Annotated in this window: 34 protein-coding genes; 15 read left to right on the top strand and 19 right to left on the bottom strand. The window is 74.9% G+C overall.

Annotation, left to right across the window (positions count from 1 at the left end; all coding sequences use genetic code 11):
• On the top strand, positions 1-327 hold the full coding sequence (locus AB3388_RS04725) for a DUF4190 domain-containing protein (RefSeq protein WP_495409602.1): 327 nt from the start codon (positions 1-3) through the stop codon (positions 325-327).
• Between the two features lie 55 nt (positions 328-382).
• On the opposite strand, the gene AB3388_RS04720 is transcribed toward AB3388_RS04725, so the two are convergent.
• From AB3388_RS04720 to AB3388_RS04710, 3 genes are all read right to left on the bottom strand, one after another.
• On the bottom strand, positions 383-1336 hold the full coding sequence (locus AB3388_RS04720; protein WP_495409601.1) for an HpcH/HpaI aldolase/citrate lyase family protein: 954 nt from the start codon (positions 1334-1336) through the stop codon (positions 383-385).
• A 90-nt stretch (positions 1337-1426) separates the two neighbouring features.
• Positions 1427-2347, bottom strand: a complete 921-nt coding sequence (locus tag AB3388_RS04715) for a DMT family transporter (protein WP_495409600.1) — start codon at positions 2345-2347, stop codon at positions 1427-1429.
• Complete coding sequence (locus AB3388_RS04710; protein ID WP_495409599.1) at positions 2344-3213, bottom strand: PhzF family phenazine biosynthesis protein; 870 nt, start codon at positions 3211-3213, stop codon at positions 2344-2346. The genes AB3388_RS04715 and AB3388_RS04710 overlap by 4 nt, the downstream gene beginning before the upstream one ends.
• Before the next feature lie 23 nt (positions 3214-3236).
• On the opposite strand from AB3388_RS04710, the gene AB3388_RS04705 reads away from it, so the two are divergent.
• The 8 genes from AB3388_RS04705 (at position 3237) to AB3388_RS04670 (ending at position 8156) form a co-directional block, all read left to right on the top strand.
• Positions 3237-4475, top strand: a complete 1239-nt coding sequence (locus AB3388_RS04705; RefSeq protein WP_495409598.1) for a magnesium transporter MgtE N-terminal domain-containing protein — start codon at positions 3237-3239, stop codon at positions 4473-4475.
• Positions 4468-5004 (top strand): DUF1003 domain-containing protein, encoded by a 537-nt coding sequence (locus AB3388_RS04700; RefSeq protein ID WP_495409597.1) that lies wholly within the window; start codon positions 4468-4470, stop codon positions 5002-5004. The genes AB3388_RS04705 and AB3388_RS04700 overlap by 8 nt, the downstream gene beginning before the upstream one ends.
• 74 nt (positions 5005-5078) lie before the next feature.
• Complete coding sequence (locus AB3388_RS04695) at positions 5079-5609, top strand: GNAT family N-acetyltransferase (protein ID WP_495409596.1); 531 nt, start codon at positions 5079-5081, stop codon at positions 5607-5609.
• Positions 5610-5676: 67 nt separating this feature from the next.
• Positions 5677-6162: a methylated-DNA--[protein]-cysteine S-methyltransferase gene (locus tag AB3388_RS04690; RefSeq protein WP_495409595.1), complete on the top strand. Its 486-nt coding sequence runs from the start codon at positions 5677-5679 to the stop codon at positions 6160-6162.
• Position 6163: 1 nt separating this feature from the next.
• The gene (locus tag AB3388_RS04685) at positions 6164-6643 is read left to right on the top strand and encodes an RNA polymerase sigma factor (RefSeq protein ID WP_495409594.1); all 480 of its coding nucleotides are present in this window, start codon (positions 6164-6166) and stop codon (positions 6641-6643) included.
• Entirely contained in the window at positions 6640-7197 is a 558-nt protein-coding gene (locus AB3388_RS04680; protein WP_495409593.1) for a methylated-DNA--[protein]-cysteine S-methyltransferase, read from the top strand. The genes AB3388_RS04685 and AB3388_RS04680 overlap by 4 nt, the downstream gene beginning before the upstream one ends.
• The gene (locus AB3388_RS04675) at positions 7194-7895 is read left to right on the top strand and encodes a 2OG-Fe(II) oxygenase (RefSeq protein ID WP_495409592.1); all 702 of its coding nucleotides are present in this window, start codon (positions 7194-7196) and stop codon (positions 7893-7895) included. The genes AB3388_RS04680 and AB3388_RS04675 overlap by 4 nt, the downstream gene beginning before the upstream one ends.
• Before the next feature lie 3 nt (positions 7896-7898).
• Positions 7899-8156, top strand: a complete 258-nt coding sequence (locus AB3388_RS04670; protein ID WP_495409591.1) for an Ada metal-binding domain-containing protein — start codon at positions 7899-7901, stop codon at positions 8154-8156.
• On the opposite strand, the gene AB3388_RS04665 is transcribed toward AB3388_RS04670, so the two are convergent.
• A complete protein-coding gene (locus tag AB3388_RS04665) occupies positions 8138-8767 on the bottom strand; it encodes a hypothetical protein (RefSeq protein WP_495409590.1) in 630 nt (209 codons plus the stop codon). The two genes, AB3388_RS04670 and AB3388_RS04665, sit on opposite strands and share 19 nt — an antisense overlap.
• Before the next feature lie 62 nt (positions 8768-8829).
• On the opposite strand from AB3388_RS04665, the gene AB3388_RS04660 reads away from it, so the two are divergent.
• Positions 8830-9744, top strand: coding sequence for a phosphotransferase (locus AB3388_RS04660; RefSeq protein ID WP_495409589.1), 915 nt, complete (start codon positions 8830-8832; stop codon positions 9742-9744).
• A gap of 4 nt (positions 9745-9748) precedes the next feature.
• Here AB3388_RS04660 and AB3388_RS04655 read toward each other — a convergent pair whose 3' ends face one another.
• The 3 genes from AB3388_RS04655 to AB3388_RS04645 are packed head-to-tail and all read right to left on the bottom strand — an operon-like array spanning position 9749 to position 11161.
• On the bottom strand, positions 9749-10069 hold the full coding sequence (locus AB3388_RS04655; protein WP_495409588.1) for an AzlD domain-containing protein: 321 nt from the start codon (positions 10067-10069) through the stop codon (positions 9749-9751).
• Complete coding sequence (locus tag AB3388_RS04650) at positions 10066-10767, bottom strand: AzlC family ABC transporter permease (RefSeq protein ID WP_495409587.1); 702 nt, start codon at positions 10765-10767, stop codon at positions 10066-10068. The genes AB3388_RS04655 and AB3388_RS04650 overlap by 4 nt, the downstream gene beginning before the upstream one ends.
• Before the next feature lie 22 nt (positions 10768-10789).
• On the bottom strand, positions 10790-11161 hold the full coding sequence (locus tag AB3388_RS04645) for a hypothetical protein (RefSeq protein ID WP_495409586.1): 372 nt from the start codon (positions 11159-11161) through the stop codon (positions 10790-10792).
• A gap of 243 nt (positions 11162-11404) precedes the next feature.
• Here AB3388_RS04645 and AB3388_RS04640 point away from each other — a divergent pair, with 243 nt between their 5' ends.
• The gene (locus tag AB3388_RS04640; RefSeq protein ID WP_495409585.1) at positions 11405-12556 is read left to right on the top strand and encodes an Mrp/NBP35 family ATP-binding protein; all 1152 of its coding nucleotides are present in this window, start codon (positions 11405-11407) and stop codon (positions 12554-12556) included.
• Positions 12557-12619: 63 nt separating this feature from the next.
• Here AB3388_RS04640 and AB3388_RS04635 read toward each other — a convergent pair whose 3' ends face one another.
• From AB3388_RS04635 to sigE, 4 genes are all read right to left on the bottom strand, one after another.
• The gene (locus tag AB3388_RS04635; protein ID WP_495409584.1) at positions 12620-12970 is read right to left on the bottom strand and encodes a twin-arginine translocase TatA/TatE family subunit; all 351 of its coding nucleotides are present in this window, start codon (positions 12968-12970) and stop codon (positions 12620-12622) included.
• Between the two features lie 86 nt (positions 12971-13056).
• Positions 13057-14445: a S1C family serine protease gene (locus AB3388_RS04630; protein WP_495409583.1), complete on the bottom strand. Its 1389-nt coding sequence runs from the start codon at positions 14443-14445 to the stop codon at positions 13057-13059.
• A gap of 170 nt (positions 14446-14615) precedes the next feature.
• Positions 14616-15200, bottom strand: coding sequence for an anti-sigma factor family protein (locus tag AB3388_RS04625; protein ID WP_495409582.1), 585 nt, complete (start codon positions 15198-15200; stop codon positions 14616-14618).
• On the bottom strand, positions 15197-15772 hold the full coding sequence (gene sigE / locus AB3388_RS04620; RefSeq protein WP_495409581.1) for an RNA polymerase sigma factor SigE: 576 nt from the start codon (positions 15770-15772) through the stop codon (positions 15197-15199). Before sigE ends, AB3388_RS04625 begins: the two co-directional genes overlap by 4 nt.
• A 209-nt stretch (positions 15773-15981) precedes the next feature.
• Here sigE and AB3388_RS04615 point away from each other — a divergent pair, with 209 nt between their 5' ends.
• Positions 15982-16629 (top strand): O-methyltransferase, encoded by a 648-nt coding sequence (locus AB3388_RS04615; RefSeq protein ID WP_495409580.1) that lies wholly within the window; start codon positions 15982-15984, stop codon positions 16627-16629.
• Positions 16630-16705: 76 nt separating this feature from the next.
• Here the strand turns inward: AB3388_RS04615 and glgC are convergent, their stop codons facing one another.
• On the bottom strand, positions 16706-17926 hold the full coding sequence (gene glgC, locus AB3388_RS04610) for a glucose-1-phosphate adenylyltransferase (RefSeq protein WP_495409579.1): 1221 nt from the start codon (positions 17924-17926) through the stop codon (positions 16706-16708).
• 73 nt (positions 17927-17999) lie between these two features.
• Between glgC and glgA the strand changes: the two genes are divergently transcribed.
• Positions 18000-19175 (top strand): glycogen synthase, encoded by a 1176-nt coding sequence (glgA, locus tag AB3388_RS04605; RefSeq protein ID WP_495409578.1) that lies wholly within the window; start codon positions 18000-18002, stop codon positions 19173-19175.
• A gap of 30 nt (positions 19176-19205) precedes the next feature.
• On the opposite strand, the gene AB3388_RS04600 is transcribed toward glgA, so the two are convergent.
• Both AB3388_RS04600 and AB3388_RS04595 read right to left on the bottom strand, forming a co-directional pair.
• Positions 19206-20051, bottom strand: a complete 846-nt coding sequence (locus AB3388_RS04600; RefSeq protein WP_495409577.1) for a 5-oxoprolinase subunit C family protein — start codon at positions 20049-20051, stop codon at positions 19206-19208.
• 1 nt (position 20052) lies between these two features.
• Positions 20053-20679, bottom strand: a complete 627-nt coding sequence (locus AB3388_RS04595) for a 5-oxoprolinase subunit B family protein (protein WP_495409576.1) — start codon at positions 20677-20679, stop codon at positions 20053-20055.
• Between the two features lie 74 nt (positions 20680-20753).
• Between AB3388_RS04595 and AB3388_RS04590 the strand changes: the two genes are divergently transcribed.
• Positions 20754-21497: an ANTAR domain-containing protein gene (locus tag AB3388_RS04590; RefSeq protein ID WP_495409575.1), complete on the top strand. Its 744-nt coding sequence runs from the start codon at positions 20754-20756 to the stop codon at positions 21495-21497.
• 12 nt (positions 21498-21509) lie between these two features.
• Here the strand turns inward: AB3388_RS04590 and AB3388_RS04585 are convergent, their stop codons facing one another.
• The gene (locus AB3388_RS04585; protein WP_495409574.1) at positions 21510-22286 is read right to left on the bottom strand and encodes a LamB/YcsF family protein; all 777 of its coding nucleotides are present in this window, start codon (positions 22284-22286) and stop codon (positions 21510-21512) included.
• An 87-nt stretch (positions 22287-22373) separates the two neighbouring features.
• On the opposite strand from AB3388_RS04585, the gene AB3388_RS04580 reads away from it, so the two are divergent.
• Positions 22374-23696, top strand: coding sequence for an MFS transporter (locus tag AB3388_RS04580; protein WP_495409573.1), 1323 nt, complete (start codon positions 22374-22376; stop codon positions 23694-23696).
• Positions 23697-23702: 6 nt separating this feature from the next.
• Here AB3388_RS04580 and AB3388_RS04575 read toward each other — a convergent pair whose 3' ends face one another.
• From AB3388_RS04575 to AB3388_RS04560, 4 genes are all read right to left on the bottom strand, one after another.
• Entirely contained in the window at positions 23703-24068 is a 366-nt protein-coding gene (locus tag AB3388_RS04575) for a hypothetical protein (RefSeq protein WP_495409572.1), read from the bottom strand.
• 10 nt (positions 24069-24078) lie between these two features.
• On the bottom strand, positions 24079-24870 hold the full coding sequence (locus tag AB3388_RS04570; RefSeq protein WP_495409571.1) for an FHA domain-containing protein: 792 nt from the start codon (positions 24868-24870) through the stop codon (positions 24079-24081).
• Positions 24871-24966: 96 nt separating this feature from the next.
• The gene (locus AB3388_RS04565; protein ID WP_495409570.1) at positions 24967-25659 is read right to left on the bottom strand and encodes a DUF6766 family protein; all 693 of its coding nucleotides are present in this window, start codon (positions 25657-25659) and stop codon (positions 24967-24969) included.
• An 85-nt stretch (positions 25660-25744) separates the two neighbouring features.
• Positions 25745-26044, bottom strand: a complete 300-nt coding sequence (locus AB3388_RS04560) for a hypothetical protein (RefSeq protein ID WP_495409569.1) — start codon at positions 26042-26044, stop codon at positions 25745-25747.
• Positions 26045-26234 lie beyond the last annotated feature (190 nt).

The following is a 26234-nucleotide window of genomic DNA, read 5'->3' as shown; positions in this document are numbered from 1 at the left end:
ATGAGCGGACCTGGCTACGGCCCGCCGTCCGGACCGCCGGTCTACGGGCCGCCGCCGTCGTACGGACCGCCGCCCTACCCGGTCTACGGCCCGCCGACCAACGCGCTCGCCATCGCGGCCCTCGTCTGCGCGCTCACCATCGCCCCCGTCGGGCTGGCGCTGGGCATCGCCGCCCGCAGGCAGATCCGCCGCACCGGCGAGGGGGGCGACGGGCTGGCGCTGGCCGGGATCATCATCGGCGGCATCGTCACGGGCATCTTCGTGCTGATGATCGTCGTCCTGATCATCGCCTGGGTCGCCCTGCTCAACACCGGCTTCGGCCCCTGACCCGTGCTTTGTCGCGATGAAGCGCGCGTGCTTCATCGCGACAAAGCACGGGGGGTCACTCCTCCGGCGGGGTGAAGGACGACGTGCGCTGCATGCCTGCCGCGCGACCCTTGCCGGCGATGACCAGCGCCATCTTGCGGCTGGCCTCGTCGATCATCTCGTCGCCGAGCATCGCCGAGCCCTTCTTCCCGCCCGCCTCCGACGTCGACCACTCGTACGCGTCGAGGATCAGCTCGGCGTGGTCGTAGTCCTCCTGCGACGGCGCGTAGATCTCGTTGGCGGCGTCGATCTGGCCGGGGTGCAGCACCCACTTGCCGTCGAAGCCGAGTACCGCCGAGCGCTTGGCCACCTCGCGGAACGCGTCCACGTCGCGCACCTGCAGGAACGGGCCGTCGATGGCCTGCACGCCGCGCGCGCGGGCGGCCATGAGGATCTGCATGAGGATGTAGTGGAACGGGTCGCCCGGGTAGTCCGGGTGCAGGGCGCCGACGACCAGCGACTTCATGTTGATCGACGCCATGAAGTCGGCCGGGCCGAAGATGATCGTCTCGATCCGCGGGCTGGCGAACGCGATGTCGTTGACGTTGATCAGGCCCTGCGCCGTCTCGATCTGCGCCTCGATGCCGATCCGGCCGACCTCCAGGCCGTTGGCCTTCTCGATCTGGGTGAGCAGGAAGTCCAGCGCCCGCACCTGCGCGGCGTCGGCGACCTTCGGCAGCATGATGCAGTCGAGCTCGGCGCCGGCGCCCTCCACGACCTCGATCACGTCGCGGTAGGTCCACTCCGTCGTCCAGTCGTTGACCCGGACGACGCGGATCTTCTCGCCCCACCCGCCCTCGTTGAGCGCCGCGACGATGTTCTTGCGGGCGCCCGGCTTGGCCAGCGGCGCGCACGCGTCCTCGAGGTCGAGGAACACCTGGTCGGCGGGCAGGCCCTTGGCCTTCTCGAGGAACCGGGGGTTGCTCCCCGGGACGGCGAGGTTGGAACGGCGGGATCGGAGCTCGGCCACGGTGCCTCTTCTCGTGCAGACGACGGCGTCTTCAGCTACCGGAGGGTAGCGACGGTGCGTCGGCGGCCGCGCCGGGGAGTGAGCAACGCCTCAGGTGGCCGGCTCCACCAGGGTCGCAGGCCGGCTCGCCCGGACGACGAGCCCCACCCCCACGACCACGGCGGCCATCCCGGGCAGCGCGAGCAGCGGCGGCAGCTGCCGCAGCAGGACCAGCGCCACGATCAGCGAACCCGGCACCTCCAGCAGGACGGCGAGGCTGACCACCGTCGGCCCGACCGAGGAGAGCACCAGGTTGAGCAGCGTGTGCCCGAGGATCTGCGCGACGACGGTGATCGCGGCGATCAGCCACCAGTCGCGGGCGGAGAACCCGGTCAGCGGCACGCCGACGACCACCGCGGCCACGGCGACCGCCAGCGCGCACACCGAGTAGCAGGTGATCGTGTACGCCGAGGTCGCCAGCCGCTGCCGCGCCCGCGCGCCGGCGAGCACGTAGCCGCCCGCGCAGATCGCGCCCAGGGTGGCCAGGCCGTCGCCGGCCAGCGCCTCCAGGCTCACCGTGACGTCGACGCCGGCGATCAGCGCGGCCCCGACCACGGCCAGCACCAGCCCCCACCAGACCTGCGCGGGCAGCCGCACCCCGCTGATCCGCGCCGCCAGCGCGGTCCAGATCGGCGTCGTGGTGACCAGCGCGATCGAGGCGGCGACCGTCGTCATGGACAGGCTGGGCAGCCAGGCGGCGAAGTGCCCGGCCAGGAAGAGCCCGGCCACCACGGAACTGGTCAGGTCCCGCGGTCGCAGGCCGGCCAGCGTGCCCCGCTCGCGGGTGGCCAGCACCGGCAGCAGCAGCGCCGCGCCGGCGGCGTTGCGCCAGAAGGCGATGGCGAGGAACGGGGCGGCCACCAGCGCGGTCAGCGGCCCGGACAGGGAGATGCCGACCACCGCCACGCCCATGAGCGCGAACTCGCGGCCGCCGGGCCGGCGGACCGCCCAGGCGTCGGCCGCCGAGGTCAAGGCACCCGGATGCGGCCGCTCGCCACCGGCACCACCGCGCCCTGCACGGTCGCCGACTCCGCGCGGCCGGCGCTCGCCGTGACCGTGCAGGTGAGCACCGACGGGCGGCCCAGCTTCTCGCCCTGGCGGATCCCGTAGGACGACGTCCCGTCCGGGGCGACCAGGCCGGTGGCCACCAGCCAGACCCCCGCGCCGAGGGCGGCCGACCCGGTGGCCGGGTCCTCGCCCCACTCGAGGTCGTGCGCGAAGGCCCGGGCATAGGACGTCGCCGTCTCCGCCGTCCATGCGAAGACCACGACGCCCTCCCCGAGGCCGAGCCCGTCGAGCGCCGCGGGATCGGGCCGCGCCTCGTCCACGACCTCCGGGCGGACGGCGAGGAACGTCCACGGCAGCCCGCAGCCGGCGACGTGCGCCGGCAGCCCGACGGCGTCCGCGGCCGACAGCCCCATGGCCTCGGCGAGCGCGCCGGGGTCGGGGCCGTCCTCGAGGGTGGGCCGCCCGCCGGTCAGCGTCGCGCCGTCGTCGTCGACCGCGATCGGCAGGACGCCGGCGCCGCACTCCTGCCGCACCGTGCCCGCCTTCAGCCGCCCGGAGCGCACCAGCGTGTGCGCCGCCCCGACGCTCGGGTGCCCGGCGAAGGGCAGCTCCGCGAACGGCGTGAAGATCCGCACCTTGTAATCGGCGTCGTCCTCGGTGGGGCTCATGAGGAAGGACGTCTCCGAGAGGTGGAACTCGAAGGCGAGCGCCTGGCACTGCTCGGTGGTCAGCGCGTCGGCGTCGTAGACGACGGCCAGGGGGTTTCCGGCGTAGGCCCGCGGCGCGAACACGTCGACGACCTCGTACTCCAGGAACTCCGGGCTGCTCACGGCGCCGACGGTAGCCTTCGGCCGTGGCGACGGCGACGAGGGCGTACGTGTCCCGGCTCGCCGGGCTGACCGTCTTCGACCCCAACGGCGACCGGGTCGGCAAGGTCCGCGACGTCGTCGCCGCCCTCCGCGTCGGCACCGCGCCGCCCCGCGTGCTCGGCCTGGTCGTCGAGGTGGTCGCGCGCCGCCGCATCTTCGTGCCGATGGGCCGGGTCACCGGCATCGACCAGGGGGCGGTGCTGCTGGGGTCGGGGACGCTGAACCTCAAGCGCTTCGAGCAGCGCCGCGGCGAGACGCTCGTGCTCGGCGAGCTGCTCGACCGCGCCGTGTCCCTCCGCGAGTCCGGCAAGAAGGCGACCGTGGTCGACGCCGGCATCGAGCAGACCCGCACCGGCGACTGGCTGCTGACCCGGCTCGCCGTGCAGGAGCCCGGCCGGCTGGGCCGGCGCGGCCAGCTGCACCAGCTCGCCTGGGACGAGGTCGTCGGGCTCGCGCTGGACCCGGGCGGGCAGGGCGCCGAGACGCTGATCGCCACCTACCGCGAGCTCAACGCCGCCGACCTCGCGCACGCGCTGCAGGAGCTGCCGATCAAGCGCCGGCACGAGGTCGCCGAGGCGCTGGACGACGAGCGGCTGGCCGACGTCCTCGGGGAGCTGCCCGAGGCCGAGCAGATCGTTATCCTGGGCACGCTCAGCGAGAGCCGCGCGGCCGACGTCCTCGAGGAGATGGACCCGGACGACGCCGCCGACCTGCTGGCCGAGCTGTCCAACGTCGACCGCAACCGGCTGCTGGAGCTCATGGAGCCCGACGAGGCCGAACCGGTCCGCCAGCTGCTCAAGTACTCCGAGGACACCGCCGGCGGGATCATGACCAGCGAGCCGGTGATCCTCACCCCGGACGCGACGATCGCCGAGGCGCTGGCGCGGGTCCGCGACCCCGAGCTGACCCCGGCGCTGGCCAGCCAGGTCTACGTGTGCCGGCCGCCGTCGGCGACGCCGACCGGGCGCTACATCGGCCTGGCGCACATCCAGCGGTTGCTGCGCGAGCCGCCGTCGTCGCTGGTCAGCGGCGCGCTGGACGACCTCGACCCGCTGCGGCCCGAGGCGCCGCTGGCCGAGGTCACCCGCTACTTCGCCACCTACAACCTGGTGGCCGCGCCGGTGGTCGACCACCAGGGCCGCCTGGTAGGCGCGGTCAGCGTGGACGACGTCCTGGACCACCTGCTGCCCGACGACTGGCGGGAGCGGGCCCGCCGTGGCTGAGGGCCGGCGGCTCGACGTCCCGCGGGGTCACGCGCGCACGTTCGGCAACTTTCTTCGGCTCAACCCCGACGCGGTGGGCCGCTTCGCGGAGGCGATCGCCCGCTTCCTCGGAACCGGCAGCTTCCTCGCCGTCCAGACGATCATCGTGGTCGCCTGGATCGGGCTGAACGTCTTCGCCGTCCGGCTGCAGTGGGACCCCTACCCGTTCATCCTGCTCAACCTGGCCTTCTCCACCCAGGCCGCCTACGCCGCGCCGCTGATCCTGCTGGCGCAGAACCGGCAGGCCGACCGCGACCGGGTGCAGGCAGAGGAGGACCGGGCGCGGGCGGCCAGCACCCGCGCCGACACCGAGTACCTCGCGCGGGAGCTGGCCGCGCTGCGCGTGGCGATCGGCGAGCTGGCGACGCGCGACTTCATCCGCAGCGAGCTGGGCCGGCTGGAGGACCAGGCCGAGGAGCGGGAGAAGAAGGGGAAGAAGAAGAAGGAGAGGGACGCCGCTCAGCCGGTGCTGGCCGACCCGACGGCATAGCGGACGGCGGCCACCGGGTCGGGCGCGCGAGCCCGCGGGCTACCGTCGTCGTGCCGACCCCCGGGAGGCCGTCGATGAGCAGCAGCACCCCGCCGGCCTCGCCACCACCGCAGCTGGTCGCCGAGCCGGTGTCCTCCGCCCGCCTCGAGCTCGAGCCGCTGCGCATCTCGCACGCGGCCGAGGCGGCCCGCGCCTTTGCCGACGAGCGGCTGCACACCTTCACCGGCGGCTCGCCCGCGGACGAGGCCGCGCTGCGCGACCGCTACGCCCGGCAGCTGCGGGGCCACTCCGCCGACGGCCGGGCGACCTGGCTGAACTGGATGGTCCGCCGCCAGGACACCCGCGAGCTGGTCGGCACCGTGCAGGCGACGGTCACCGCGGACGCCGCGGACGTCGCCTGGGTGGTCTCGACCCCGCACCAGGGCTGCGGCTTCGCGCGGGAGGCGGCCGGCGCGATGACCGGCTGGCTGCGCGACCGGGGCGTCCGCAGCTTCACCGCGCACGTGCACCCGGACCACGCGGCGTCCTGCGCGGTCGCGCGGTCGCTGGGCTTCTCCCCCACCGACGTCGTCGTCGACGAGGAGACCCGGTGGACGGGTACGTGAGAACTGTCGGCAGGTGACCTCACAATCTCGGTGTCCGGAGCGTCTACCGGGCATGGAGACCACAACGATGAGCAGGACGCACACCGTGGTGCCCTCGCCGATCGGTCCGCTGACCCTGGTGGCCGAGGACGGCGCGCTGGTGCGGCTGGCCATGTCGCCGCCGTCGCGGTTCGTGGACGCCGAGATCGGCGAGCGCAGCGACGAAGGGTTCGGCGACGTCGTCCGCCAGCTCGGCGAGTACTTCGCCGGCGAGCGGACCGGCTTCGACCTGCCGCTGCGGCCGGTGGGCAGCGACTTCGAGCTGGCCGTGTGGGAGCAGCTGACCCACATCCCGTACGGCGAGACCCGCTCGTACGGGTACGTGGCCAAGGCGGTCGGCGAGCCGGGCGGCGCCCAGGCGGTGGGTGCGGCGAACGGCCGCAACCCGCTGGCGATCGTGGTGCCCTGCCACCGGGTGATCGGGGCCGACGGCAGCCTGGTCGGGTTCGGCGGCGGGCTGCCCCGCAAGCGGTTCCTGCTCGACCTGGAGCAGCGCGGCGACCGGCTGTTCTGACGTGCGCCTCGAGCCGTTCGAGGCGGTCGTGCGGCGGCACGGGCCGACGGTGCTGCGGGTCTGCCGCGCCGTCGTCGGCCCGGACGCCGCCGACGACGCCTGGTCCGAGACGTTCCTCGCCGCACTGCGCGCCTATCCCGACCTGCCGCCGGGCAGCAACGTGGAGGCGTGGCTGGTGACGATCGCCCACCGCAAGGCGGTCGACCAGCTGCGCGCCGCCGCCCGCCGCGCCGTCCCCGTCGCCGAGCTGCCGGAGGTGCCCAGCGCCCTCGGTCTGCCCGGCGACTCCGACGGGGAGCTGTGGGCGGCGCTGGCCGCGCTGCCCGACAAGCAGCGGCAGACCGTCGCCTACCACCACCTCGCGGGCCTGTCCTACGCCGAGGTCGCCGCCCTCGTCGGCGGCACCCCCGAGGCTGCCCGCCGCGCCGCCGCCGACGGCGTCGCCGCCCTGCGCCGCTCCTACCGAGGAGAGCTCCGATGACCCTGGACCACCTGACCGCGCGACTGGCGCTCGCGGCCGACGAGGCCGGCCTGCTCGACGTCGCCTTCACCACCCTCGACTCCCCCGTCGGCCCGCTGCTGCTCGCCGCGACCGACCAGGGGCTGGTGCGCGTGGCCTACGCCGCCGAGGACCACGACGCCGTCCTCCAGTCGCTGGCCGACCGGATCAGCCCGCGGGTGCTGCGCGCCCCGGCCCGGCTGGACGTCGCCGTCCGGCAGCTCGACGAGTACTTCGCCGGCCGGCGCACCGCCTTCGACCTGCCGCTGGACTTCCGGCTGTCGGCCGGCTTCCGCCGCGACGTCCTGACCCGGCTCCGCGAGGTCGGCTACGGGACGACGGCGAGCTACGCCGCGCTGGCCGCCGCCGCCGGCAGCCCGCGGGCGGTCCGCGCCGTCGGGACGGCGTGCGCCACCAACCCGCTGCCGGTCGTCGTCCCCTGCCACCGGGTGGTGCGCAGCGACGGCGCGCTCGGCAACTACGTGGGCGGGGTCGCGGCCAAGCGCACGCTGCTCACCCTGGAGGCGGCGGCATGAGGGACCGTGTGGACGCCCTCGACTGGGCCGCGCTGACCGCGGAGGTCGACGCGGCGGGCAGCGGGCAGACCGCGCCGGTGCTGACGCCGGAGGAGTGCCGGGAGATCACCGCGCTCTACGACGACGCGGGCCGGTTCCGGTCGACGATCGACATGGCCCGCTACCGGTTCGGCAGCGGCCAGTACCGCTACTTCGACCACCCGCTGCCCGACGTCGTCGCCGCGCTGCGCCAGGCCTTCTACCCGCACCTGCTGCCGATCGCGCGGGAGTGGGCGGCGCGGCTGGGGCGCCCGGCGCCGTGGCCCGACAGCCTCGAGGAGTGGCTGGACCTGTGCCACGAGGCCGGGCAGAAGAAGCCGACGCCGATCCTGCTGCGCTACGGCGCCGGCGACTGGAACGCCCTGCACCGCGACCTCTACGGCGACCTGGTGTTCCCGCTGCAGGTGGTCGTCGGCCTCGACGAGCCGGGCGTCGACCACACCGGCGGTGAGTTCCTCACCGTCGAGCAGCGCCCGCGCGCGCAGTCCCGTGGCTACGCGGCGACCCTGCGGCAGGGCTGCGGGATCGTGTTCACCACGCGGGAGCGGCCGGTGCGCTCGGCCCGCGGCTGGTCGGCGGCGCCGATGCGGCACGGGGTGAGCACCGTGCGCTCCGGTGTGCGCCACACCCTCGGCCTCGTCTTCCACGACGCGGCCTGAGCTGTGTACACGCTGCTCGGCGCCGACGGCCGGCCCTACCGGAGCGAGACCAGGGGAACGCTCGGCGGCAACTCGAAGCTGCGGATCTACGGGCATCTGGACTGCTGGAGCGCACTCGCTGCGCTGCCCAGGGGATACGCCACGATCCGCGTCTTCTTCGCCGACGAGGCCACCGCGATCGCGGCCGGCTACCGGCCGTGCGGCCACTGCATGCGTGCCGAGTACCGCGAGTGGAAGAGCCGTCAGCCCAGCACGCCGTAGAGGACGTCGAGGCCGCGGTCGGCCAGCCAGGTCATCGGCACGACAAGGAAGGCGCCCCACAGGCGGGTGCTGCGGTGCCGCGGCAGCAGCAAGATCAGCACCACGACGGTCAGGACGTCGACCAGGCCCTGCACGAGGTGCGGCCCCGACCAGTCCCCCGTCGCCCAGTACCAGAGCCGCTGCGCTCCCTCACCACCGAGGACGGTCCCTGCCGCCGCGGCGATCAGCACGCCGGGCAGCGGGCCGGCCCGCCGGGTCGCCCACTGCGCGGCGACGGCGGTGACCGGCACCGCCGTCCCCGAGAGCAGGAGCCACGCCCACAGCAGCCACGTCCAGCCGAAGCCGAGGACCAGCGCCGCCCACGCGTAGTAGGCGACGCTCATCGCGGCGAAGAAGACCGCCGACCGCGCCGCCGCGGCGAACGGGGTCGGCGCCTGCCGTCCGATCAGCGCCACCGCCAGCACCCACGCGGCCGGGTAGGTGCCGAGATCGGCGGCCCAGGTCCAGGAGGACTCGTCGGCCGCCTTCGCCGCGATCCCCGCCAGCGCACCGAGGACGGCGAGCAGCACGGTCGTCCGGCGCCGGACGAACGCGGCGGTTCCGGTGTTCATCGGGTCCGATGCTCGTTCCCGCGGCGCCGGAACGCGACGCCGACGCGCCGTACCGTCGCCGGGTGCCCGCATGGCAGCCGGAGCGCGTCGTCGACACGGCCCGTGCCGAGGCGCTCATCGGCACGGTCTTCCCGGCGCTGCGCAGGCTCCCGGTCACCCCGCTCGGCGAGGGCTGGGACAACACGGTGTTCGCCGTCGGCGGCGCGTGGGTCTTCCGCTTCCCGCGCCGCGCGATCGCGGTGCCCGGCTTTCGCCGCGAGCTCGCCGTCCTGCCCGTGCTGGCGCCGCGGCTGCCGCTGCCGGTCCCGACGCCGGTCTGGGTCGGCACGGACGAGGACCCGGTGGAACCGTGGCCGTTCGCCGGCGCCCGGCTGCTCCCGGGCACGGAGCTCGCCGATGCCGCCCTGCCCGACGCCGACCGGGTGCCGGCCGCCGTGGAGCTGGGCCGCTTCCTCCGGGTCCTGCACGATCCCGCCACCCGCGCCGGGATCGACGCCGCGCTCCCCGTGGACCCGCTGCACCGGGCGGAGCCGGCAGCGCGGGCCGAGCAGACCGACGCCGCGCTCGAGGAGCTGACCGCGCACGGCGCCTGGCCCGGCGACCCCGCGGTGCCGGACCTGCTCACCGAGGCGCGCCGGCTCGGCCCTCCGACCGGCGACGCGGTCCTGGTCCACGGCGACCTGCACGTGCGCCACCTGCTGGTCGACGCCGACGGCCGGCCCACCGGGGTCATCGACTGGGGCGACGTCTGCCTCGCCGACCCTGCCCTCGACCTCGCCCTGGCCTTCGCCGCCTTCTCGGGTGCCTCCCGCGCGGCCTTCCTCGACGCCTACGGCGAGGTCGACGCCGACCGGGAGCTGCGGGCCCGCGCGCTCGCCGTCCGGCTCTCCGCCCTGCTGGCCGGCTACGCGGCCGCCGACGGCCGCCCGGGACTGCTCGCCGAGGCCCTCGCCGGCCTGCGCCGCGCGGTGGGGTGACCGGTCAGCCGCCCCACAGCACGTGCACCAGCGCGCCGGTCGCCCCGGCGAGCAGGAGGACGAGGATGAACGGGGCCCGCAGCGCCAGCGCCACCGCGGCGACGGCGAGACCGGCCAGCCGGCCGTCCACCACCAGGTCGTGCCCCGAGGCGACCGCCTGGACGACGACCAGCGCGGCGAGCAGCGCGGCCGGCACGAAGTCGACGACGCGGGTCACCCACGGCTGCTCCACCCACGCCGCGGGCACGGAGAGCCCGGCCAGCTTGAGCAGGTAGCAGCCCAGCGACCCGGCGAGGACGACGGTCCACAGCACGCCGCCGCTCATGCCTGCTCCCCCGCCGGGCGCCGGGGCCGCCCGGCCAGCGCCACCGCGACAACCGCCGCGATCACCTGCACGCCCGGCGGGACGAACGGGGTGAGCACGAGGGCGACCACCGCGCCGCCGAGCGCGACCCGGCGCTGCACCGCGACCTCGGGGAACGGCGCGCGCAGCCGCGGCCACAGCAGGGCGAGGAAGGCGGCCGGGACGACGGCGTCGAGGGCCGCCTTGGCCGCTCCGCCGAGCGCCGCGGCACCGAGCGCGCCGACCAGCGTCGTCGCGTTCCACATCAGGAAGATCGAACCGCCGCCGACCAGGAAGGCCAGCCGGGCCAGCCCGCGGTCGGGCGCGGCGATGGCCAGCGCCGTCGTCTCGTCGATGACCCAGTGCGCCGTCCCGAACCGCCGGATCCCCCGCGGGGCCAGCAGCGGCAGCAGACGGACGCCGTAGACGGTGTTGCGGGTGCCGAGCAGCAGGGCGCTGCCGACCGCGGCCAGCGCGCTGCCGCCGGCGCCGAGCACGCCGACGAGCGCGAACTGCGAGGCGCCGGTGAACATCAGCAGCGACATCGCCGAGGCCTGCCAGGCGGACAGCCCGGCCGAGACGGCGGCCGCGCCGAACGCGGCGCCGTAGAGACCGACCGCCAGCCCCAGGCCGAGGGCGTCGCGCAGCGTCTCGGAACGGGAGCGGGCGGCGGAGGTCACTCAGCCGACACTAACCCGCCGATCACGCGGCGTCCGGCAGCGCGTCGTGCAACTGCGCGTGCAGGGCCTTGGCGGTGGCGAGGAGACCGTCGACGTCCTCCGACCCGGCCTGCGCCCGGTCCAGCAGCCGCACGGCCGCCGCGAACTCGCGGACGGCCACGACGCCGGGGGCGCTCGTCAGGGGGATCCCCGGCTCGGACCCGAGTGCGCCCGCCGCCCGCCGCGCGACCGCCGCCAGGGACAGCAGCGTCCGGCCGGTCGCGGTCCGGCTGTCGAAGGTGTCGGCGGCGTCGTCGGCCGCGACGGCGAGCGCGTCGTGCAGCAGCGCGCGGAGGAGCTCGGCGCTGGAGGCGGTGCCGGTGGTGGTCTCGCTGCGGATCATCGTCGTCGTCATGGCGACGACGATCGTTCTGAGGGGTGGCCCCTGGCATCGGGCGATCGGGCAGATCTCCGGTCGCCGCGGCACTCGGTCCGGGTAAGGGGGCACTGAGGGCCTCAGGCGGGCGGTGCGCAGCAGATCACCCCGCCGACCGGCGGCCGGTTCCGTCGGCGGCCGTACAGTGGCGGGTGATCAGGTCCGCGCCGGTCGCCGCAGGCGCACCGGGCACGGGCCCCGTCGAAGGAGACACACGCACTGATGTCGGACACGCTGACCGGCTCCCCGGCGCTCGACGCCGTCACCGCGGCCCTGGCCACCGTCCAGGACCCGGAGATCAACCGCCCGCTGACCGAGCTCGGCATGGTCAAGGACGTGCAGATCGGCGCCGACGGCACCGTCCGCGTCGAGGTGTACCTGACCGTCGCGGGCTGCCCGATGCGCGAGACGATCACCAACCGGGTGACCGAGGCCGTCTCCGCCGTCCCCGGGGTGACCTCGGTGCAGGTCGGCCTCGACGTGATGAGCGATGAGCAGCGCGCGGAGCTGCGCCGCACCGTCCGCGGCACGGACGCCGCCGACCCGGTGATCCCGTTCGCCCAGCCCGGCTCGCTCACCCGCGTCTACGCGGTCGCCTCCGGCAAGGGCGGCGTCGGCAAGTCCAGCGTCACCGTGAACCTCGCCGCCGCCCTGGCCAAGCGCGGGCTGTCGGTGGGCGTGGTGGACGCCGACATCTACGGCCACTCGGTGCCGCGCATGCTCGGCGTCGACGACCGGCCCACGCAGGTCGACAACATGATCATGCCGCCGCAGGCCCTGGGCGTGAAGGTGATCTCGATCGGCATGTTCACGCCCGGCAACACCCCGGTGGTGTGGCGCGGGCCGATGCTGCACCGCGCGCTGCAGCAGTTCCTCGCCGACGTCTGGTGGGGCGACCTCGACGTCCTCCTGCTCGACCTGCCGCCCGGCACCGGTGACGTCGCGATCTCCATCGCGCAGTTGCTGCCCAACGCCGAGATCCTCGTGGTGACGACACCGCAGCAGGCCGCCGCCGAGGTGGCCGAGCGGGCCGGCGCGATCGCCACGCAGACCCACCAGCAGGTGGTCGGCGTCATCGAGAACATGTCCTGGCTGGACCTGCCCGACGGCAGTCGCATGGAGATCTTCGGCTCCGGTGGCGGCGAGGCGGTCTCCGACGCGCTGACCCGCACGCTGGGTGCGCGGGTGCCGCTGCTCGGCCAGATCCCGCTCGACACCCGGCTGCGCGAGTCCGGCGACGCCGGCGCCCCGATCGTGCTCGCCGAGCCCGACTCCCCCGCGGCGCGGGCGCTGAGCACGATCGCCGACGGCCTGGCCACCCGCCAGCGCGGCCTCTCCGGAATGAGCCTGGGCCTGACCCCGGTTCGCCACTGAGAAAGGACCCGCCTGTCCCCCCGCACCTCGCAAGCTCGGCGGGGGCCCCTACAGGCGGGCCGCTCAGGTCGCGTCGACGTCGAAGGGCGGGGGCGTGCCGGCGTCGCGCGGCTTCGCCACGGCGGCGGCCACCGGGGCGCCGCTGGGCGCCGGCGGGGCGTCGTCGTCGGCCAGCAACTGCTCGCGGATGAACGTCCGCGGGTGGTATTTGCGCAGGTCGATGTCGCGGAGCTGGGCCAGCTCCTCGGGCATCGACTCGTTCATCTGCGCGCGGACCCCGGTGATGGCCTCGCGCACCTTCTTGATCCCCTGCGCCGCGTCCTTGGCCAGGGTGGGCAGCCGGTCCGGGCCGAAGATGAACAGCGCAGCGAGCGCGAGGACGACGATCTCGCCCCAGCCGATCGAGTCGAACACTCGCCCGCTCCCGTTCCGTCGTCCGTTCGCCGCCATCCAGGGTAGAGCCCCCTCCGGCTGAGGGCTGTCCCCCAATTCGGGCCGGTTCAGGCCTGGTCGAGCGTCGCCTCGAGCTTCTGCGACGAGCCGTTCCGGACCACCTCGACGCTGACCCGGTCGCCCGGCTTGTGCGCATCGATGGCGACGGTGAGCTCCTCGGAGCTGCCGACCGCCTGGTCGTCGACGGCGATGACGACGTCCTGCTCGCGGATGCCGGCCTCGGCGCCGGCGCCGTCGGGTTCGACGTTGAGCACCAGCGCGCCGTCCCGGGTGCCATCGGTGACCGACCGGGTGTTGATCCCGAGGGTGGCGTGCACGGCCGTGCCGGTGGAGATCAGCTGCTCGGAGATGGTGCGCACGGTGTCGATCGGGATCGCGAAGCCCAGGCCGATCGAGCCGCCGGTGGTGCCGTTGCCGCCCAGCGACGCGATCGCGGTGTTGATCCCGATGACCGCGCCCGAGCCGTCGACCAGCGCGCCGCCGGAGTTGCCCGGGTTGATGGGGGCGTCGGTCTGGATCGCGCTGATGACGGCGTTGGTGTCGCTGCCCTCACCGGAGAGGCGGACGGGGCGGTCCAGCGCGCTCACGATGCCGCTGGTCACCGTGCCGGCCAGGCCCAGCGGCGAGCCGATGGCGACCACCGGGTCGCCGACCACGACGGAGTCGGAGTCGCCCAGCGACGCGGTGACCAGGCCGGGCTTCTCGACCTTGAGGACGGCGATGTCGCTGGCCGGGTCGCGGCCGACGATGCGCGCCGCCGACCCGCTGCCGTCGGAGAACACCGCCCGGATCTCGGCGTCCTCGTTGCCGTCGGCGCCCGAGACCACGTGGTTGTTGGTGACGATGTAGCCGTTCTCGCCCTCGACGACGACGCCGGAGCCGGTGGCGCCGGAGTTGCCGAGCCGGACCTCGATGGAGACGACCGCCGGCATGATCCGCTCGGCGATGTCGGCGACCGAGCCCGGCTCGCGGCTGACCCCGGGGTCGACCTCCGACAGTTGCGTGCCGGGGGCGAGCAGCGGCTTCTCCGCGGCCTCGCGGGTGATGTACCAGCCCACGCCGCCGCCGATCGCGCCGACCAGCAGGACGGCGAGGACGATCAGCACGGAGAGCCGGATCGACAGGTCGCGCAGCCGGACCTTCCGGCGCCCCTGGGCGTCGACGACGATCGGCCCCTCCTGCTCCTCCTCGTCGTAGACGGCGGGGGCGCCGAGGCCGGCCGGCGAGTGCGGGTCGCGCCAGGGGTCGGAGGCCGCGTCGGGCTTCCACCAGGGACCGGCGGCGGTGCGCCGGCGGCCGGGGCGGCCACCAGGCGGCTCCTGCAGGCCGCGGCCCGGTCCGGACGGCGCGAACGCACGCAGCACCGCCTCCGGAGGCGGCGGCGGGGCCGGGCGCGCGGGCGGCACGGGGCGGTCGCCGGCGAAGCTGCCGGCCACGCTGGCCGGGCGGCCGAACGCCGCCTGCTGCGCGGGGCTCGGGTCGGGGACGGCGCTGCGGCGGGGGCTCAGCCGGTCGCCCGGCGCGTCGAAGGAGCCGGTCGCACCCTCGGGACGCCCGAAGACGTCGTCGTGCTCGTCCCCCGCCGGCCGGCGGTCCCCGGTGCTGCTCAGGGGGTCCCGCCCGGGGCGGACGCGGGCAGGTTCGCCTTGCCGAAGGTGAAGGCACGGACGACGGGCGGCACGACCTCAGTCTGCTCCTCGGGCGCCGTCGGCCGGGCGACCGGCCCGGACGGCGTGCCGCGGCCGGCACCCGTCGCGGGCAGGCTCAGGGCCAGCGCGGCGACACCGAGCCCCAGGCCGGCGAGCGTGCCGGTGACCCCGCGGCGCAGCCAGCGGGTGGTCGAGTCCGAGCGGTGCGGACGGTGCGGACGCAGCGAGTGCGACCACGAGCCCGCATCACCCGAGACGGTCAGCGAGTCCGGCCCCGCGGCCAGCGTCCCCGAGCCTCCGCTCCCGGGTACGTCGGTCGTGAAGGGGATCGCGCAGAGCCGGGAGAGCAGGTCCCCCGGGACGGCGACCTCCTGCGAGCGGTGCAGCGCCTCCTTGGCCTCGCGCTGCGCCTGCACCGCCATCCGGCAGAGCGCGCAGCCGGAGAGGTGCGCGGCGGCCCGCCGGGCGGGGCCGGGGGGCAGCTCGCCGTCGACGAGGGCGGCGATCGCCTCCTGTGCGAGGTGGCTCTCGGGAATGGTCATGCGGCGCCTCCCTCCACAGCGACGTCGTCCGCGGCGGGACGGCGGGGCGCCAGGTGGGCCAGCGCCTCGCGCAGCTGCACCCGCCCGCGGTGGATCCGGCTGCGCACCGTCCCGAGCTTGATGCCCAGCGTCGCCGCGATCTCCTCGTAGGTCAGCCCCTCGATGTCGCACAGGACCACGGCGACGCGGAACTCCGGCGAGAGCGCGTCCAGCGCGGCCTGGATCTGCGGATCGAGGTGGGTGTCGGCGTACACCTGCTCCGGGCTCGGCGTGCTGCCCGGCAGCCGCTCGGTGTCCTCGGGCAGCGCGTCGAACCGGATCCGCTGCCGGCGCCGCACCATGTCCAGGAACAGGTTCGTGGTGATCCGGTGCAGCCAGCCCTCGAACGTGCCCGGCGTGAACTCCGCCAGCGACCGGAACACCCGGACGAAGGTCTCCTGGGTGAGGTCCTCGGCGTCCTGCGCGTTGCCCGACAGCCGGTAGGCCAGCCGGTACACCCGCGCGGAGTGCTCGCGCACGACCTGCTCCCAGGTCGGGGCCACCCAGGCCTCGGGGACGGCGGGCTCGGACACGTCCTCAGGATCGCAGACGAGTGCCGTCCCGACGCCCTCCTCGGGCGCAGGGGTGGGCGATGCCGATCGGATCAGGCGCACATCGCCGTCAACGGACGGGGCCCGCGGGGGTGTTCCCGCCCACAGCAGACTCCCAGCCGGCTTCTGCCCGCACACCCGTCACGCCGCAACCCGATCACGACGTCGCCGCCCACTAACCTCGGCCGGTGATGAGCGCCGAGGGACCGCCGGTCAGCGCGGAGGCCGCCGCCTACGCCGACCGGTTCGCCACCGAGTCCCCGGCGATGCTGGCCACGCGGGCCCGGCTCGCACACCGCCCGGGCGCGGTGTCCGTCGAGCCCGCGGCCGGTGCCGCGCTCGCCGTCCTCGCCGCCCAGGGCCGCGCCCGCTCCGTCGTCTCGATCGGCGGCGGCGGGATCGCCGGGCTCTGGCTGCTCAAGGGCATGCGCCCCGACGGCGTCCTGACCGCGCTCGACGGCGATCCCGAGCAACTGCGCGCCGCCCGCACGGCCTTCGCCGAGGCCGCGATCCCGCAGGGCCGCACCCGGCTGATCTTCGGCACCCCCGGCGAGGTGCTCCCCCGCCTCTCCCCGGGCGCCTACGACCTGGTCTGCTGCGCCGGCGCCCCGCGGGAGTACCACGGCCACCTGCCGGCGCTGCTCGACCTCATCCGCACCGGCGGCAGCCTGGTCTGCCACGGGCTGCTGGCCGGCGGCCGGATCGCCGACCGGGCCGCACGCGATCCGCAGACGGTCGCCTGGCGGGAGCTGGCCCGCACCGTCCGCGAGGACGAGACCCTGCTCTCCGCCGTCCTGCCGGTCGGCAGCGGCCTGCTGGTGGCCACGAAAGTGAGCTGACTCGGCAGCGCCACATCCGTCGGCCCCGTCCAGGGACCCGCCCTGAGCTCGCGAAGGGTGGGGAGGACGGGTCCTTCTAGAGAACCGCGCGGACGCCCTTGCCGAGGACGGCGACCCCGCCGGCGGAGACGTGGTAGTTCTTCCGGTCGGCCTCGTGGTCCACCCCGATCCGCGCCCAGGCCGGGACGACGACGTTCTTGTCCAGGATCGCCCGCCGCACGTACGCGCCCTCGCCGATGACGACGCCGTCCATGAGCACGCTGTCCTCGACCCGGGCGCCGCGCTCGATCCGGACGCCCGGTGAGACGACGGAGTGGTGCACCGAGCCGCCGCCGATGATCGCGCCCGCGCTGACCATCGACTCCTCCGCGCGGCCGCCCAGCACGAACTTGGCCGGGGGCAGCTGCGGCGGAGAGGTCAGGATCGGCCAGCGGTCGTTGTAGAGGTTGAAGATCGGCGTCACGGACACGAGGTCCATGTGCGCGTCGAAGTAGGAGTCGATCGTCCCGACGTCGCGCCAGTAACCGTGGTCGCGCTCGGTGGCGCCCGGGACGATGTTGGTGGAGAAGTCGTAGACCCACGCCTCCCCGGCGTCGGCCAGCATCGGCATGATCGAGCCGCCCATGTCGTGCGCCGACGACTCGTCGGCGGCGTCGGCGCGCAGCGCCTCCAGCAGCGCGTCGGTGGTGAACACGTAGTTCCCCATGGAGGCGAAGCTCTCCTCCGGGGAGTCGGGCAGGCCGGGCGGGTCGGCCGGCTTTTCCAGGAATCCGCGCACCTTGCCCGCCGCGTCGGCGTCGATGACCCCGAACCCGGTCGCCTCGTGCCGCGGCACCCGCAGCCCGGCGATGGTCACGCCGGCCCCGGTCTGCAGGTGCTGGTCGATCATCTGGCCCGGGTCCATCCGGTACACGTGGTCGGCGCCGAAGACCATGACGATGTCCGGCCGGGCGTCGTAGATGAGGTTCAGGCTCTGGAAGATCGCGTCGGCGCTGCCGGTGTACCAGCGCGGGCCGAGCCGCTGCTGCGCCGGCACCGGGGTGATGTAGTTGCCCAGCAGCTGGGAGAGCCGCCAGGTCGTGGTGATGTGCCGGTCGAGGCTGTGGCTCTTGTACTGGGTGAGGACGGCGATCTGCCGGACCTCGGCGTTGACGAGGTTGGACAGCACGAAGTCGATGAGCCGGTAGTTGCCCCCGAAGGGGACCGCAGGCTTGGCCCGGTCCTGGGTCAGCGGGGCGAGCCGTTTGCCCTCACCACCCGCCAGGACGATGCCGAGCACTCGAGGACCGCCGCGCATGGTCGGCAACGTAGCCCGTCATCGCGCGATCCGTCCCGCTGGACCAGTGCCTTCCGCCCCCTAGGGTGACGCCGTGCGCATCGGGATCGTCACCAGGGAGTGGCCGCCGGACGTCTACGGCGGCGCCGGAGTCCACGTCGAGCAGCTCGTGGGGGCGATGCGCTCGCTGCCCGCGGGGCCCGACATCGACGTCCACTGCTTCGGCGGGCCCCGGCCGGACGCGGTGGGCCACGAGGTCCCGGCGAATCTCAAGGACGCCAACGGCGCCCTGCAGGCGGTGGGGATCGACGTGGAGATGGCCGCCGGGCTCGGCGATGTCGACCTCGTCCACTCCCACACCTGGTACGCCAACCTGGCCGGACAGCTCGCATCGCTGGTGCACGGCGTGCCCCACGTCGTCAGCGCGCACTCGCTGGAACCGCGGCGGCCGTGGAAGGCCGACCAGCTGGGCGGGGGCTACCGGCTGTCCTCCTGGGTGGAGCGGACCGCCTACCTCGCCGCCGACGCGGTGATCGCGGTCAGCCGTGGCATGCGCGACGACGTCCTCGCCGTCTACCCGGATCTCGACCCGGCACGGGTGCACGTGATCCACAACGGCGTCGACGCCGAGGCCTACAGGCCCGTCCACGACCCCGACGTCGTCCGCTCGCTCGGCGTCGACCCCGACCGGCCGTACGCGCTGTTCGTCGGCCGGATCACCCGGCAGAAGGGGCTGGTCCACCTGCTGGCCGCGGCCGAGCAGCTGCCGCCGGAGGCCGGGCAGCTGGTGCTGTGCGCCGGAGCCGCGGACACCCCGGCCGAGCGGCAGCAGGTCGCCGACGCCGTCGCCGAGCTGCAGGCCCGCCGGGGCGGGGTGGTGTGGATCGAGGCGATGCTGCCGCGCGAGCAGCTGGTGCCGCTGATCACCGGCGCCACGGTGTTCGTCGTCCCGTCGGTCTACGAACCGCTGGGCATCGTGAACCTCGAGGCCGCCGCCTGCGGCACCGCCGTCGTGGCCAGCGCGGTCGGCGGCATCCCCGAGGTGGTCGCCGACGGCACGACGGGCCTGCTGGTCCCCTACGACCCCGAGGACGTCGCCGGCTTCGAGGCAGGCCTCGCCGCCCGGATCGCCGAGCTGCTGGCCGATCCCACCCGAGCGGCGCAGATGGGGGCGGCCGGACGCGAGCGCGTGCTGAGCGAGTTCGGCTGGCCGGCGATCGCCCAGGAGACGGTCGGGTTGTACAGCGCCGTCCTGGAGGCTCGCGGTTAGTCGCGCGAAACCTCGCGAGGTTTCGCGCGACTAACCGCGGAACCGCACGACATCCCCCGGGCGGAGCTGAGCCGCGGCCGGCAGGTCGGCGGTGAGGACGACGGCGAGCACGGGGTAGCCGCCGGTCACCGGGTGGTCGGCGAGGAACAGCACCGGCGCGCCGTCGGGCGGCACCTGCATGGCGCCGGGCACCAGGCCCTCGCTCGGCAGCTCGTCGTCGCGGGCGCGCCCCAGCCGGGGGCCGGTGAGCCGGATGCCGACGCGGTCGCTGTCGGCGCTCACCGTCCACTCCGCGGTGACGAGCCGGGTCCACGCCTCGCCGGTCAGCCAGTCGCGCCGCGGGCCGGGCTGCACCCGCAGCACCGGGGACGCCGCCGGCGCGGGCACCGGCGCGACGTCGACCACGGGCTCCTCCCCCGCCTCCGCGCCGACCGCCACCAGGTCGCCGGCGGTCAGCGGCTCCGGACCCAGTCCGCTCAGCCGGTCGGTGCTGCGCGAGCCGAGCACCGGCGGCACGTCCACGCCGCCGCGAACGGCCAGGTACGAGCGCAGCCCGACGGCCGGCATCCCGAGCACCAGTTCCGCACCGGCGGGCACCGTCGTCGGCGCGTTCATCGACGCCGGGCGGCCGCCCACGGTGAGCGCGACCGGGGCGCCGGTGACCGCGACCAGCACCGTCCGCTCCGCCCGTGCCCGGAGACCGCCCGCGGTGACCTCGACGGTGGCCGCGCCGGGCAGGTTGCCGACCAGCCGGTTGGCCAGGTCGTGCGCCGCCCGGTCCGCGGCCCCGGAGCGCGGCACGCCGATGCCTGCCCAGCCGGTGCGCCCGGCGTCCTGCACGGTGGCCAGCGGGCCGGGCGCGAGGATCCGCAGCACGTCAGCGCACCTCCCGCAGGCGGACGCGCGTGCCAGGGCTCAGCAGCGCCGGCGGGTCCCGGTCGACGTCGAACAGGACGGCGTCGGTGCGGCCGACCAGCTGCCAGCCACCGGGCGAGGCGCGGGGGTAGGCGCCGGCGAACGGCCCGGCCAGGCCGACCGAGCCGGCGGGTACGCGGGTGCGCGGCGTGCTGCGGCGGGGCACGTGCAGGTGCTCGGGCAGCCCGCTGAGGTAGCCGAAGCCCGGTGCGAAGCCGCCGAAGGCCACCGTGAGCTCCACGCCGGTGAGCTCCTCCACCAGCCGGGGCACCGGCCGGCCGGTCAGCTCGGCCACGTCGGCGAGGTCGGGGCCGTCGAAGACCACCGGCAGCTCGATCGACCGGACCGCCCCGCCGCCGGCCGGCGCGGTCAGCGGCAGCCGGCGCAGCCGGGCGGTGTCGGTGTCGACCGGCGCGCGGTCGAGGAGCACCAGCACCGTGCGCGCCGCGGGGACCAGGTCGAGCTGACCGGGCAGCGGCTCGCGCTCCAGCGCGCCGCGGACGGCGGCGACCGCGTCCAGATCGCGGACCTCCACGAGCAGCGCGCGGTCCCCGCAGGGCAGCACGGTGATCCCGTCGTCCGCCGCCATGCCGCAATGATCCCGCCGCCGGCCGGGGACCGCCCCGCAGCGCCGGGCGCCGCCGGTTGGCGGACAATCGACGGGTGACCATCGCCGGACGGTTCGAGGACGCCCTGGTGGCGGCGACCGAGCCCGGCACGGAGGGCCCGGAGCTGCTCCCGATCCGGCTGGCGCGCGCCGTGGCCCGGATGCTGCCGGTGGACGGCGCCGGGATCAGCCTGACCGGTCAGCACGGACGGCGGATCCCGCTGGGCGCGAGCTCCGACGTCGCCGCCATCGCCGAGGGGCTGCAGTTCACGGTCGGCGCGGGACCGTGCATGACCGCGGCGCAGACCCGGGAGCCGGTGTTCGCGCTGACCGCCGACCTGCGGCGCCGGTGGCCGGCGTTCGCCGACCTGCTCGAGGAGCGGACGCCGTACTGCGCGGTGGTCGCCCTGCCGCTGCGCGAGGCGATCGCCGGCCTGGGGGCCATCGACCTCTTCTTCGCCCGCGAGGACGCCGTCGCCGAGCTCGACGTCTTCGAGGCCCTGGCCGTCGGTGACCTGGTGACCTCGGCGCTGTCGGAGACGGCGGTCTGGTCCGACTGGTCGCCGGCCAGCGGCCCGGCGTGGCTGCACGCCCCGTCCGCCCGGCGGCGGGCGGCGGTCTGGGAGGCGATGGGGACCGTCGCGCTGCACCTGGACGTCGACCCCGCCGAGGCCCTCGCCGTCCTCCGCGGCGCCGCCTACGCCTGCGGCCGCAGCGTGGACGACGTCGCCGCGGACGTGCTCGCCGGCCGGATGGAGCCCGCCGACCTCGACCCCCGGAGCAGCCGCCCCCAGAGCTGACCCGCCCTCCGCTCAGGCGGCGAACGGCCCGACCTGCAGGCCGGCGCGCTCGAGCGCGGTCCGCACGCCCCGCGCCAGCTCCACCGCGCCCGGGGTGTCGCCGTGCACGCAGACCGAGTCGACGGCGACGTCCACCGTCGTCCCGTCGACCGCCACCACGACGCCCTCGGCCGCCATCCGCACCGCCCGCTCGGCCACCGCGCGCGCGTCGTGCACCAGCGCGCCGGGCGAGCGCCGGGACACCAGCGTGCCCTCGGGCGTGTAGCCCCGGTCGGCGAAGCCCTCCGCCACGGTGCGCAGGCCGGCCGCCTCCGCCTTGCGCAGCAGCACCGAGCCGGGCAGGCCGAGGACGGGCAGCCCGCGGTCGTAGGCCGTGACGGCCTCGACCACCGCCTTCGCCTGCGCCTCGTGCGTGACGACGGCGTTGTAGAGCGCGCCGTGCGGCTTGAGGTAGCCGACGCGGCCGCCGCTCGCGCGGGCGATCCCGTCAAGGGCGGCCAGCTGGTAGAGCACGTCGTCGGCGAGCTCGGCGGGCGCGACGTCGATGAACCGGCGGCCGAAGCCGGCCAGGTCCCGGTAGGACACCTGCGCGCCGATCGCCACGCCCGCCGCGACGGCGCCCGCGCACACCCGGCGCATCGTCGACGGGTCGCCGGCGTGGAACCCGCAGGCGACGTTCGCGCTGGTGACGACGCCGAGCAGCGCGTCGTCGTCCCCGAGCCGCCAGACGCCGAACCCCTCTCCGAGGTCGGCGTTGAGATCGATGGCCCGGCCGTCGGATTCGGTCACCGGCGAAGTCTGGCACCGGGTGCGCGGTCGGCTCCTGTCGTGGGTATCCCCTGGCGCGACCCGACCGGAACCGGATCGAGGACCGTCATGACCAGTACGGACCAGGCGACCACGGCACGCAGCCCCCGGAAGGTGATCGTCGCCAGCCTGATCGGCACGTCGCTGGAGTGGTACGACTTCTTCCTCTACTCGACCGCCGCCGCCGTGGTGTTCAACCGGCTGTTCTTCCCCGACTTCGCCCCCGCGACGGGGACGCTGCTCGCCTTCACCACGGCTGCCGTCGGCTTCGTCGCGCGGCCGCTGGGCGGCATCGTCTTCGGGCACCTGGGCGACCGCCGCGGCCGCAAGCAGGTCCTGGTGATCACCCTGCTGATGATGGGCCTCGCCACGATGCTCATCGGCGCGTTGCCCACCTACGACGCGATCGGCATCGCCGCGCCGCTGCTGCTCGCGCTGCTGCGGTTCGTCCAGGGCCTCGGCCTCGGCGGTGAGTGGGGCGGCGCGGTGGTGATGACGCTCGAGCACGGCGCCGAGGACCGGCGCGGGCTCAACGCGAGCTGGCCGCAGGTCGGCGTCCCGATGGGCAACCTGCTGGCCGCCGGCATGCTCGGTCTGCTCGGCGCGGTGCTCAGCGAGGACGCGTTCCTGTCCTGGGGCTGGCGCATCCCGTTCCTGCTGTCGGGCCTGCTGGTGCTCGTCGGGCTGTGGATCCGGATGTCGGTGGCGGAGAGCCCGCTGTTCGCCGAGGTCGAGCGCGCCGGGGCGAAGGTGAAGTTGCCGCTGGTCGAGGTGGTCAAGCGCCATCCCCGCCAGCTGCTGGTGGCGATGGCCGCCCGCATCGGCACCGACGTCGCCTTCTACACCTTCACCGTCTACAGCCTGGTGTTCATCACCGACAGCGTCGGGCGGGAGCGCAGCGTCGGGCTGACCGCCGTCCTCGTCGGCTCGGCGTTCCAGCTGGTGCTGATCCCGCTGTTCGGCGCGCTGTCCGACCGGTTCGGGCGGCGGCCGGTCTACGCCGTCGGCGCGGTGGCGGCCGCGGCGTGGTCGTTCGCCCTGTTCCCGCTGCTGGAAAGCGCCTCGACGGTGCTCATCGTGTTCGCCGTGTCCGTCGCGCTGCTGACCCACGCGGCCATGTACGGGCCGCAGGCGTCGTTCATCGCCGAGCTGTTCAGCACCGAGCTGCGCTACAGCGGCGCGTCGATGGGCTACCAGCTCGCCGGGGTCCTGGGCGGCGGCATCGCGCCCATCGTGGCGATCGCGCTGGTCGACGCCACGGGCACCTCGTACGCCGTCTCCCTGTACGTGCTCGCCATGCTGCTGCTGACGCTGATCGCGCTGGCGGTCGCGCCGGAGACCTCGGCGCGGTCGCTGCGGCAGGACTCGCAGGTCGCCGCCACCACCCGCTGACCGGCCTCAGAGGAAGGCCGCGATCGTCGAGCCCAGCCAGCCGGCGACAGTGGAGAGCGGCCCGAGCAGCCCGGTCGCCGCCGTGGCGAGGGCACCGGCCGCGTAGAGGATCTTCGTCAGCCGCGAGACGTGCTCCGTCACGCGGTCCCGGTCGGGCTCCGGCCGGCTCATCTCGCGGTCGATCTCGCGGACCCGCGCCTGCGCCTCCTGCTGCACCGGACCCGGGAGATCGGTGCGCGCCAGCACGTCCCCGAGCTCGCCCACCGCCCGCCGGGCGTCGGCGAGCGCGACGAACTGGCCCGACTGCGGACCGGTGTAGAGCGTGCCCTCGACGTTGTTGATGTTGACCGCGTTCTGCGAGCCGATGTGCACGCGGACCTCCTCAGCGGTACCGGTACGGAGCGGGGAAGCGCTGCTCCACCTGCCGTCTGCGGGCGGTGGCCGTCACGTGCAGCACGATGCCGACGACGATGAGGACGGCGCCGGCGAACCCGGCGACGTAGCCGCCGAGCAGGACGGGGCCGAACAGGTCGATGTCGCCAGGGGCGGGCTCGGTCTGATTCGACACGGCGTCGTTGATGGTCGCGAGGAACGGCAGCAGCTTCGACAACACCGCGGCGAGACCGCCCACCAGCAGGATCAGGCCGAGCCAGACGAACCACCGTGCGCGGGTGCGGGTCGCCGCGACCTCGCGCAGGAAGCTCTCCCGCGCCTGGACGTACTGGATGTTGTCGCCCTCGTGGTTGTAGATCTCGTACGCGCTCTGGCTGGGCACGACCATGCCGGCCGGCGGCGGAGGGGGCGGGACGGCCCGTCCGCCGGACGGCGCAGCGGCGGGGTACGCCTGCGTCGCCGGGTGGCCGGCCCCCGGCGGGCCGTCGAGGCGCAGCCGCTGATGGCCGACCCCGATCAGCGCACCGCCGCCGACCTCCGTCGACCGGGTGATCCGCAGGCCGCCGACCGTGGTCCCGTTGGTGGAGCCGAGGTCGTGGACGAACCAGCGGTCGGCGATTCGGGAGAGCTCGGCGTGGTGCCAGCTCACGCCCCGGTCGTCCAGCGGCAGGTCGGCCTGCGGGTCCCGGCCGATCAGGAGCCGGTCCTTGCCGAGGACCACCGACCCCGCCGGCGTGCCGTCCGGCGCGAGCACGACCAGGCGCGACGCGAGAGTCTCCACCACGGGGCACCTCCCGGCGCGGGGATCGGGTCCCCGACGCTAGGGGCGCCCCCGGGAGGCGGCCCAGGGCCCTCCGGCTCTGACGGGCCGGGCAGGTCAGCCGGTCTGGCCGGTGTCCGCGTGCGCCACCCCGACCGGCTTGGACTCCGGCGAGCCACGCTGGCGCAGGTAGACCGAGAAGATCGCCATCGACCCGACGGCGAGCATCTCCGACTGCCAGTTCTGGAAGGACCGGTTCCAGAAGTCGGCCTCGACGAGGTAGCCGCCGAAGCTCACCGGGTCCTGCCGCTGGCCGATCTGCTCGCTGTTGAACGCGGCCCACCCGGCGACGGCCGAGGCGACCCAGGTCAGCAGGAACAGGGTGCCCATGAGCAGGCCCAGCGACCGGGAGAACAGCGTCGTCCGCCAGTTCCCCGCCTTGGCCCACCCGGGCGACTCCGCCTCGGCGTGCGGGCCGACCTTCTGCTCCTCGTCGGACTCCGTGCCCTCCTCGCCGGGCTGCTTCGACTCGGCCGAGCCCTTCTGCACGAGCCAGACCGTGGCGAAGATGTAGAGGAGGAACTGCAGGTACTCCGACTGCCAGTTCTCCATCACGTCGACCATGAAGGACGACGACGTCACGTAGTCCAGCAGCGAGACCGGCTCGAGGCCGTTCGCGATCTGCTGGGCGTTGAAGTCGGCGACCCCGGAGAGCGCCTGCCCGACCAGCGTGACCAGGAAGAGCGCCCCGAAGGCGAGGCTCAGCGCGTTGTTGCGGACGAAGCCGTAGCTCGGCTCCTTCGTGGTCACCGCCCGGTCACCCCTAGCACGAGGGCGTAGGCGATGCCCACGAGGATGATCACCAGGTAGGTCACGAAGACGGCACGGACGCCCTTCACGGCCCCTCCACCTCGCAGTCGTAGGGCGCCTCGCCCCGCGGCTCGCAACCGGCCGCGGTGACCCGCCAGCCGGCGTCGGTCTCGGTCAGGAAGACGGTCTCGCCGCCCAGCCGGACCTGCGCGTCACCGCCCCACACCTCGACCGCGGTCACCTCGCCGCCGGGCAGCGGCACCTGCGTCAGGGCGTTCTCGCACGGTGTCGACTCCTCGGACTCGAAGGCGGCCAGCGTCGCCGGCGCGAGCAGGCCGCAGCGGGCCTGCGGATCGCCGGCGGGGTCCTCGAACGTGGTGGCCACGCGCGCGACATCCGGCTCGGATGCGCTCGAGCACCCGGTCAGCAGGAGGGCGAGCACCGCGCCTGCGCCGAGGAGCGCCCCTCCCGGAACGAGTCCGGACCTTCGCGTGCGCACGGCCTCCTCCTCGGGTCGGCGGCCCAGGGAAGACCCGGTGCACCCGGCGGACCGCGCAGCGATCCCGGCCTGGGCT

It is taken from the genome of Geodermatophilus sp. SMS 5-13 (assembly GCF_059428245.1).
This window is presented reverse-complemented; position numbering and strand designations above follow the sequence as displayed.

Bases quoted from the DNA above. Each gene is read 5' to 3' on its own strand.
- AB3388_RS04725 (WP_495409602.1), top strand. From the start codon at position 1: ATGAGCGGACCTGGCTACGGCCCGCCGTCCGGACCGCCGGTCTACGGG.
- AB3388_RS04695 (WP_495409596.1), top strand. From the start codon at position 5,079: ATGAGCAGCAGCACCCCGCCGGCCTCGCCACCACCGCAGCTGGTCGCC.
- AB3388_RS04690 (WP_495409595.1), top strand. From the start codon at position 5,677: ATGAGCAGGACGCACACCGTGGTGCCCTCGCCGATCGGTCCGCTGACC.
- AB3388_RS04680 (WP_495409593.1), top strand. From the start codon at position 6,640: ATGACCCTGGACCACCTGACCGCGCGACTGGCGCTCGCGGCCGACGAG.
- AB3388_RS04675 (WP_495409592.1), top strand. From the start codon at position 7,194: ATGAGGGACCGTGTGGACGCCCTCGACTGGGCCGCGCTGACCGCGGAG.
- AB3388_RS04665 (WP_495409590.1), bottom strand. From the start codon at position 8,767: ATGAACACCGGAACCGCCGCGTTCGTCCGGCGCCGGACGACCGTGCTG.
- AB3388_RS04655 (WP_495409588.1), bottom strand. From the start codon at position 10,069: ATGAGCGGCGGCGTGCTGTGGACCGTCGTCCTCGCCGGGTCGCTGGGC.
- AB3388_RS04645 (WP_495409586.1), bottom strand. From the start codon at position 11,161: ATGACGACGACGATGATCCGCAGCGAGACCACCACCGGCACCGCCTCC.
- AB3388_RS04640 (WP_495409585.1), top strand. From the start codon at position 11,405: ATGTCGGACACGCTGACCGGCTCCCCGGCGCTCGACGCCGTCACCGCG.
- AB3388_RS04625 (WP_495409582.1), bottom strand. From the start codon at position 15,200: ATGACCATTCCCGAGAGCCACCTCGCACAGGAGGCGATCGCCGCCCTC.
- AB3388_RS04615 (WP_495409580.1), top strand. From the start codon at position 15,982: ATGAGCGCCGAGGGACCGCCGGTCAGCGCGGAGGCCGCCGCCTACGCC.
- glgC (WP_495409579.1), bottom strand. From the start codon at position 17,926: ATGCGCGGCGGTCCTCGAGTGCTCGGCATCGTCCTGGCGGGTGGTGAG.
- AB3388_RS04595 (WP_495409576.1), bottom strand. From the start codon at position 20,679: ATGGCGGCGGACGACGGGATCACCGTGCTGCCCTGCGGGGACCGCGCG.
- AB3388_RS04580 (WP_495409573.1), top strand. From the start codon at position 22,374: ATGACCAGTACGGACCAGGCGACCACGGCACGCAGCCCCCGGAAGGTG.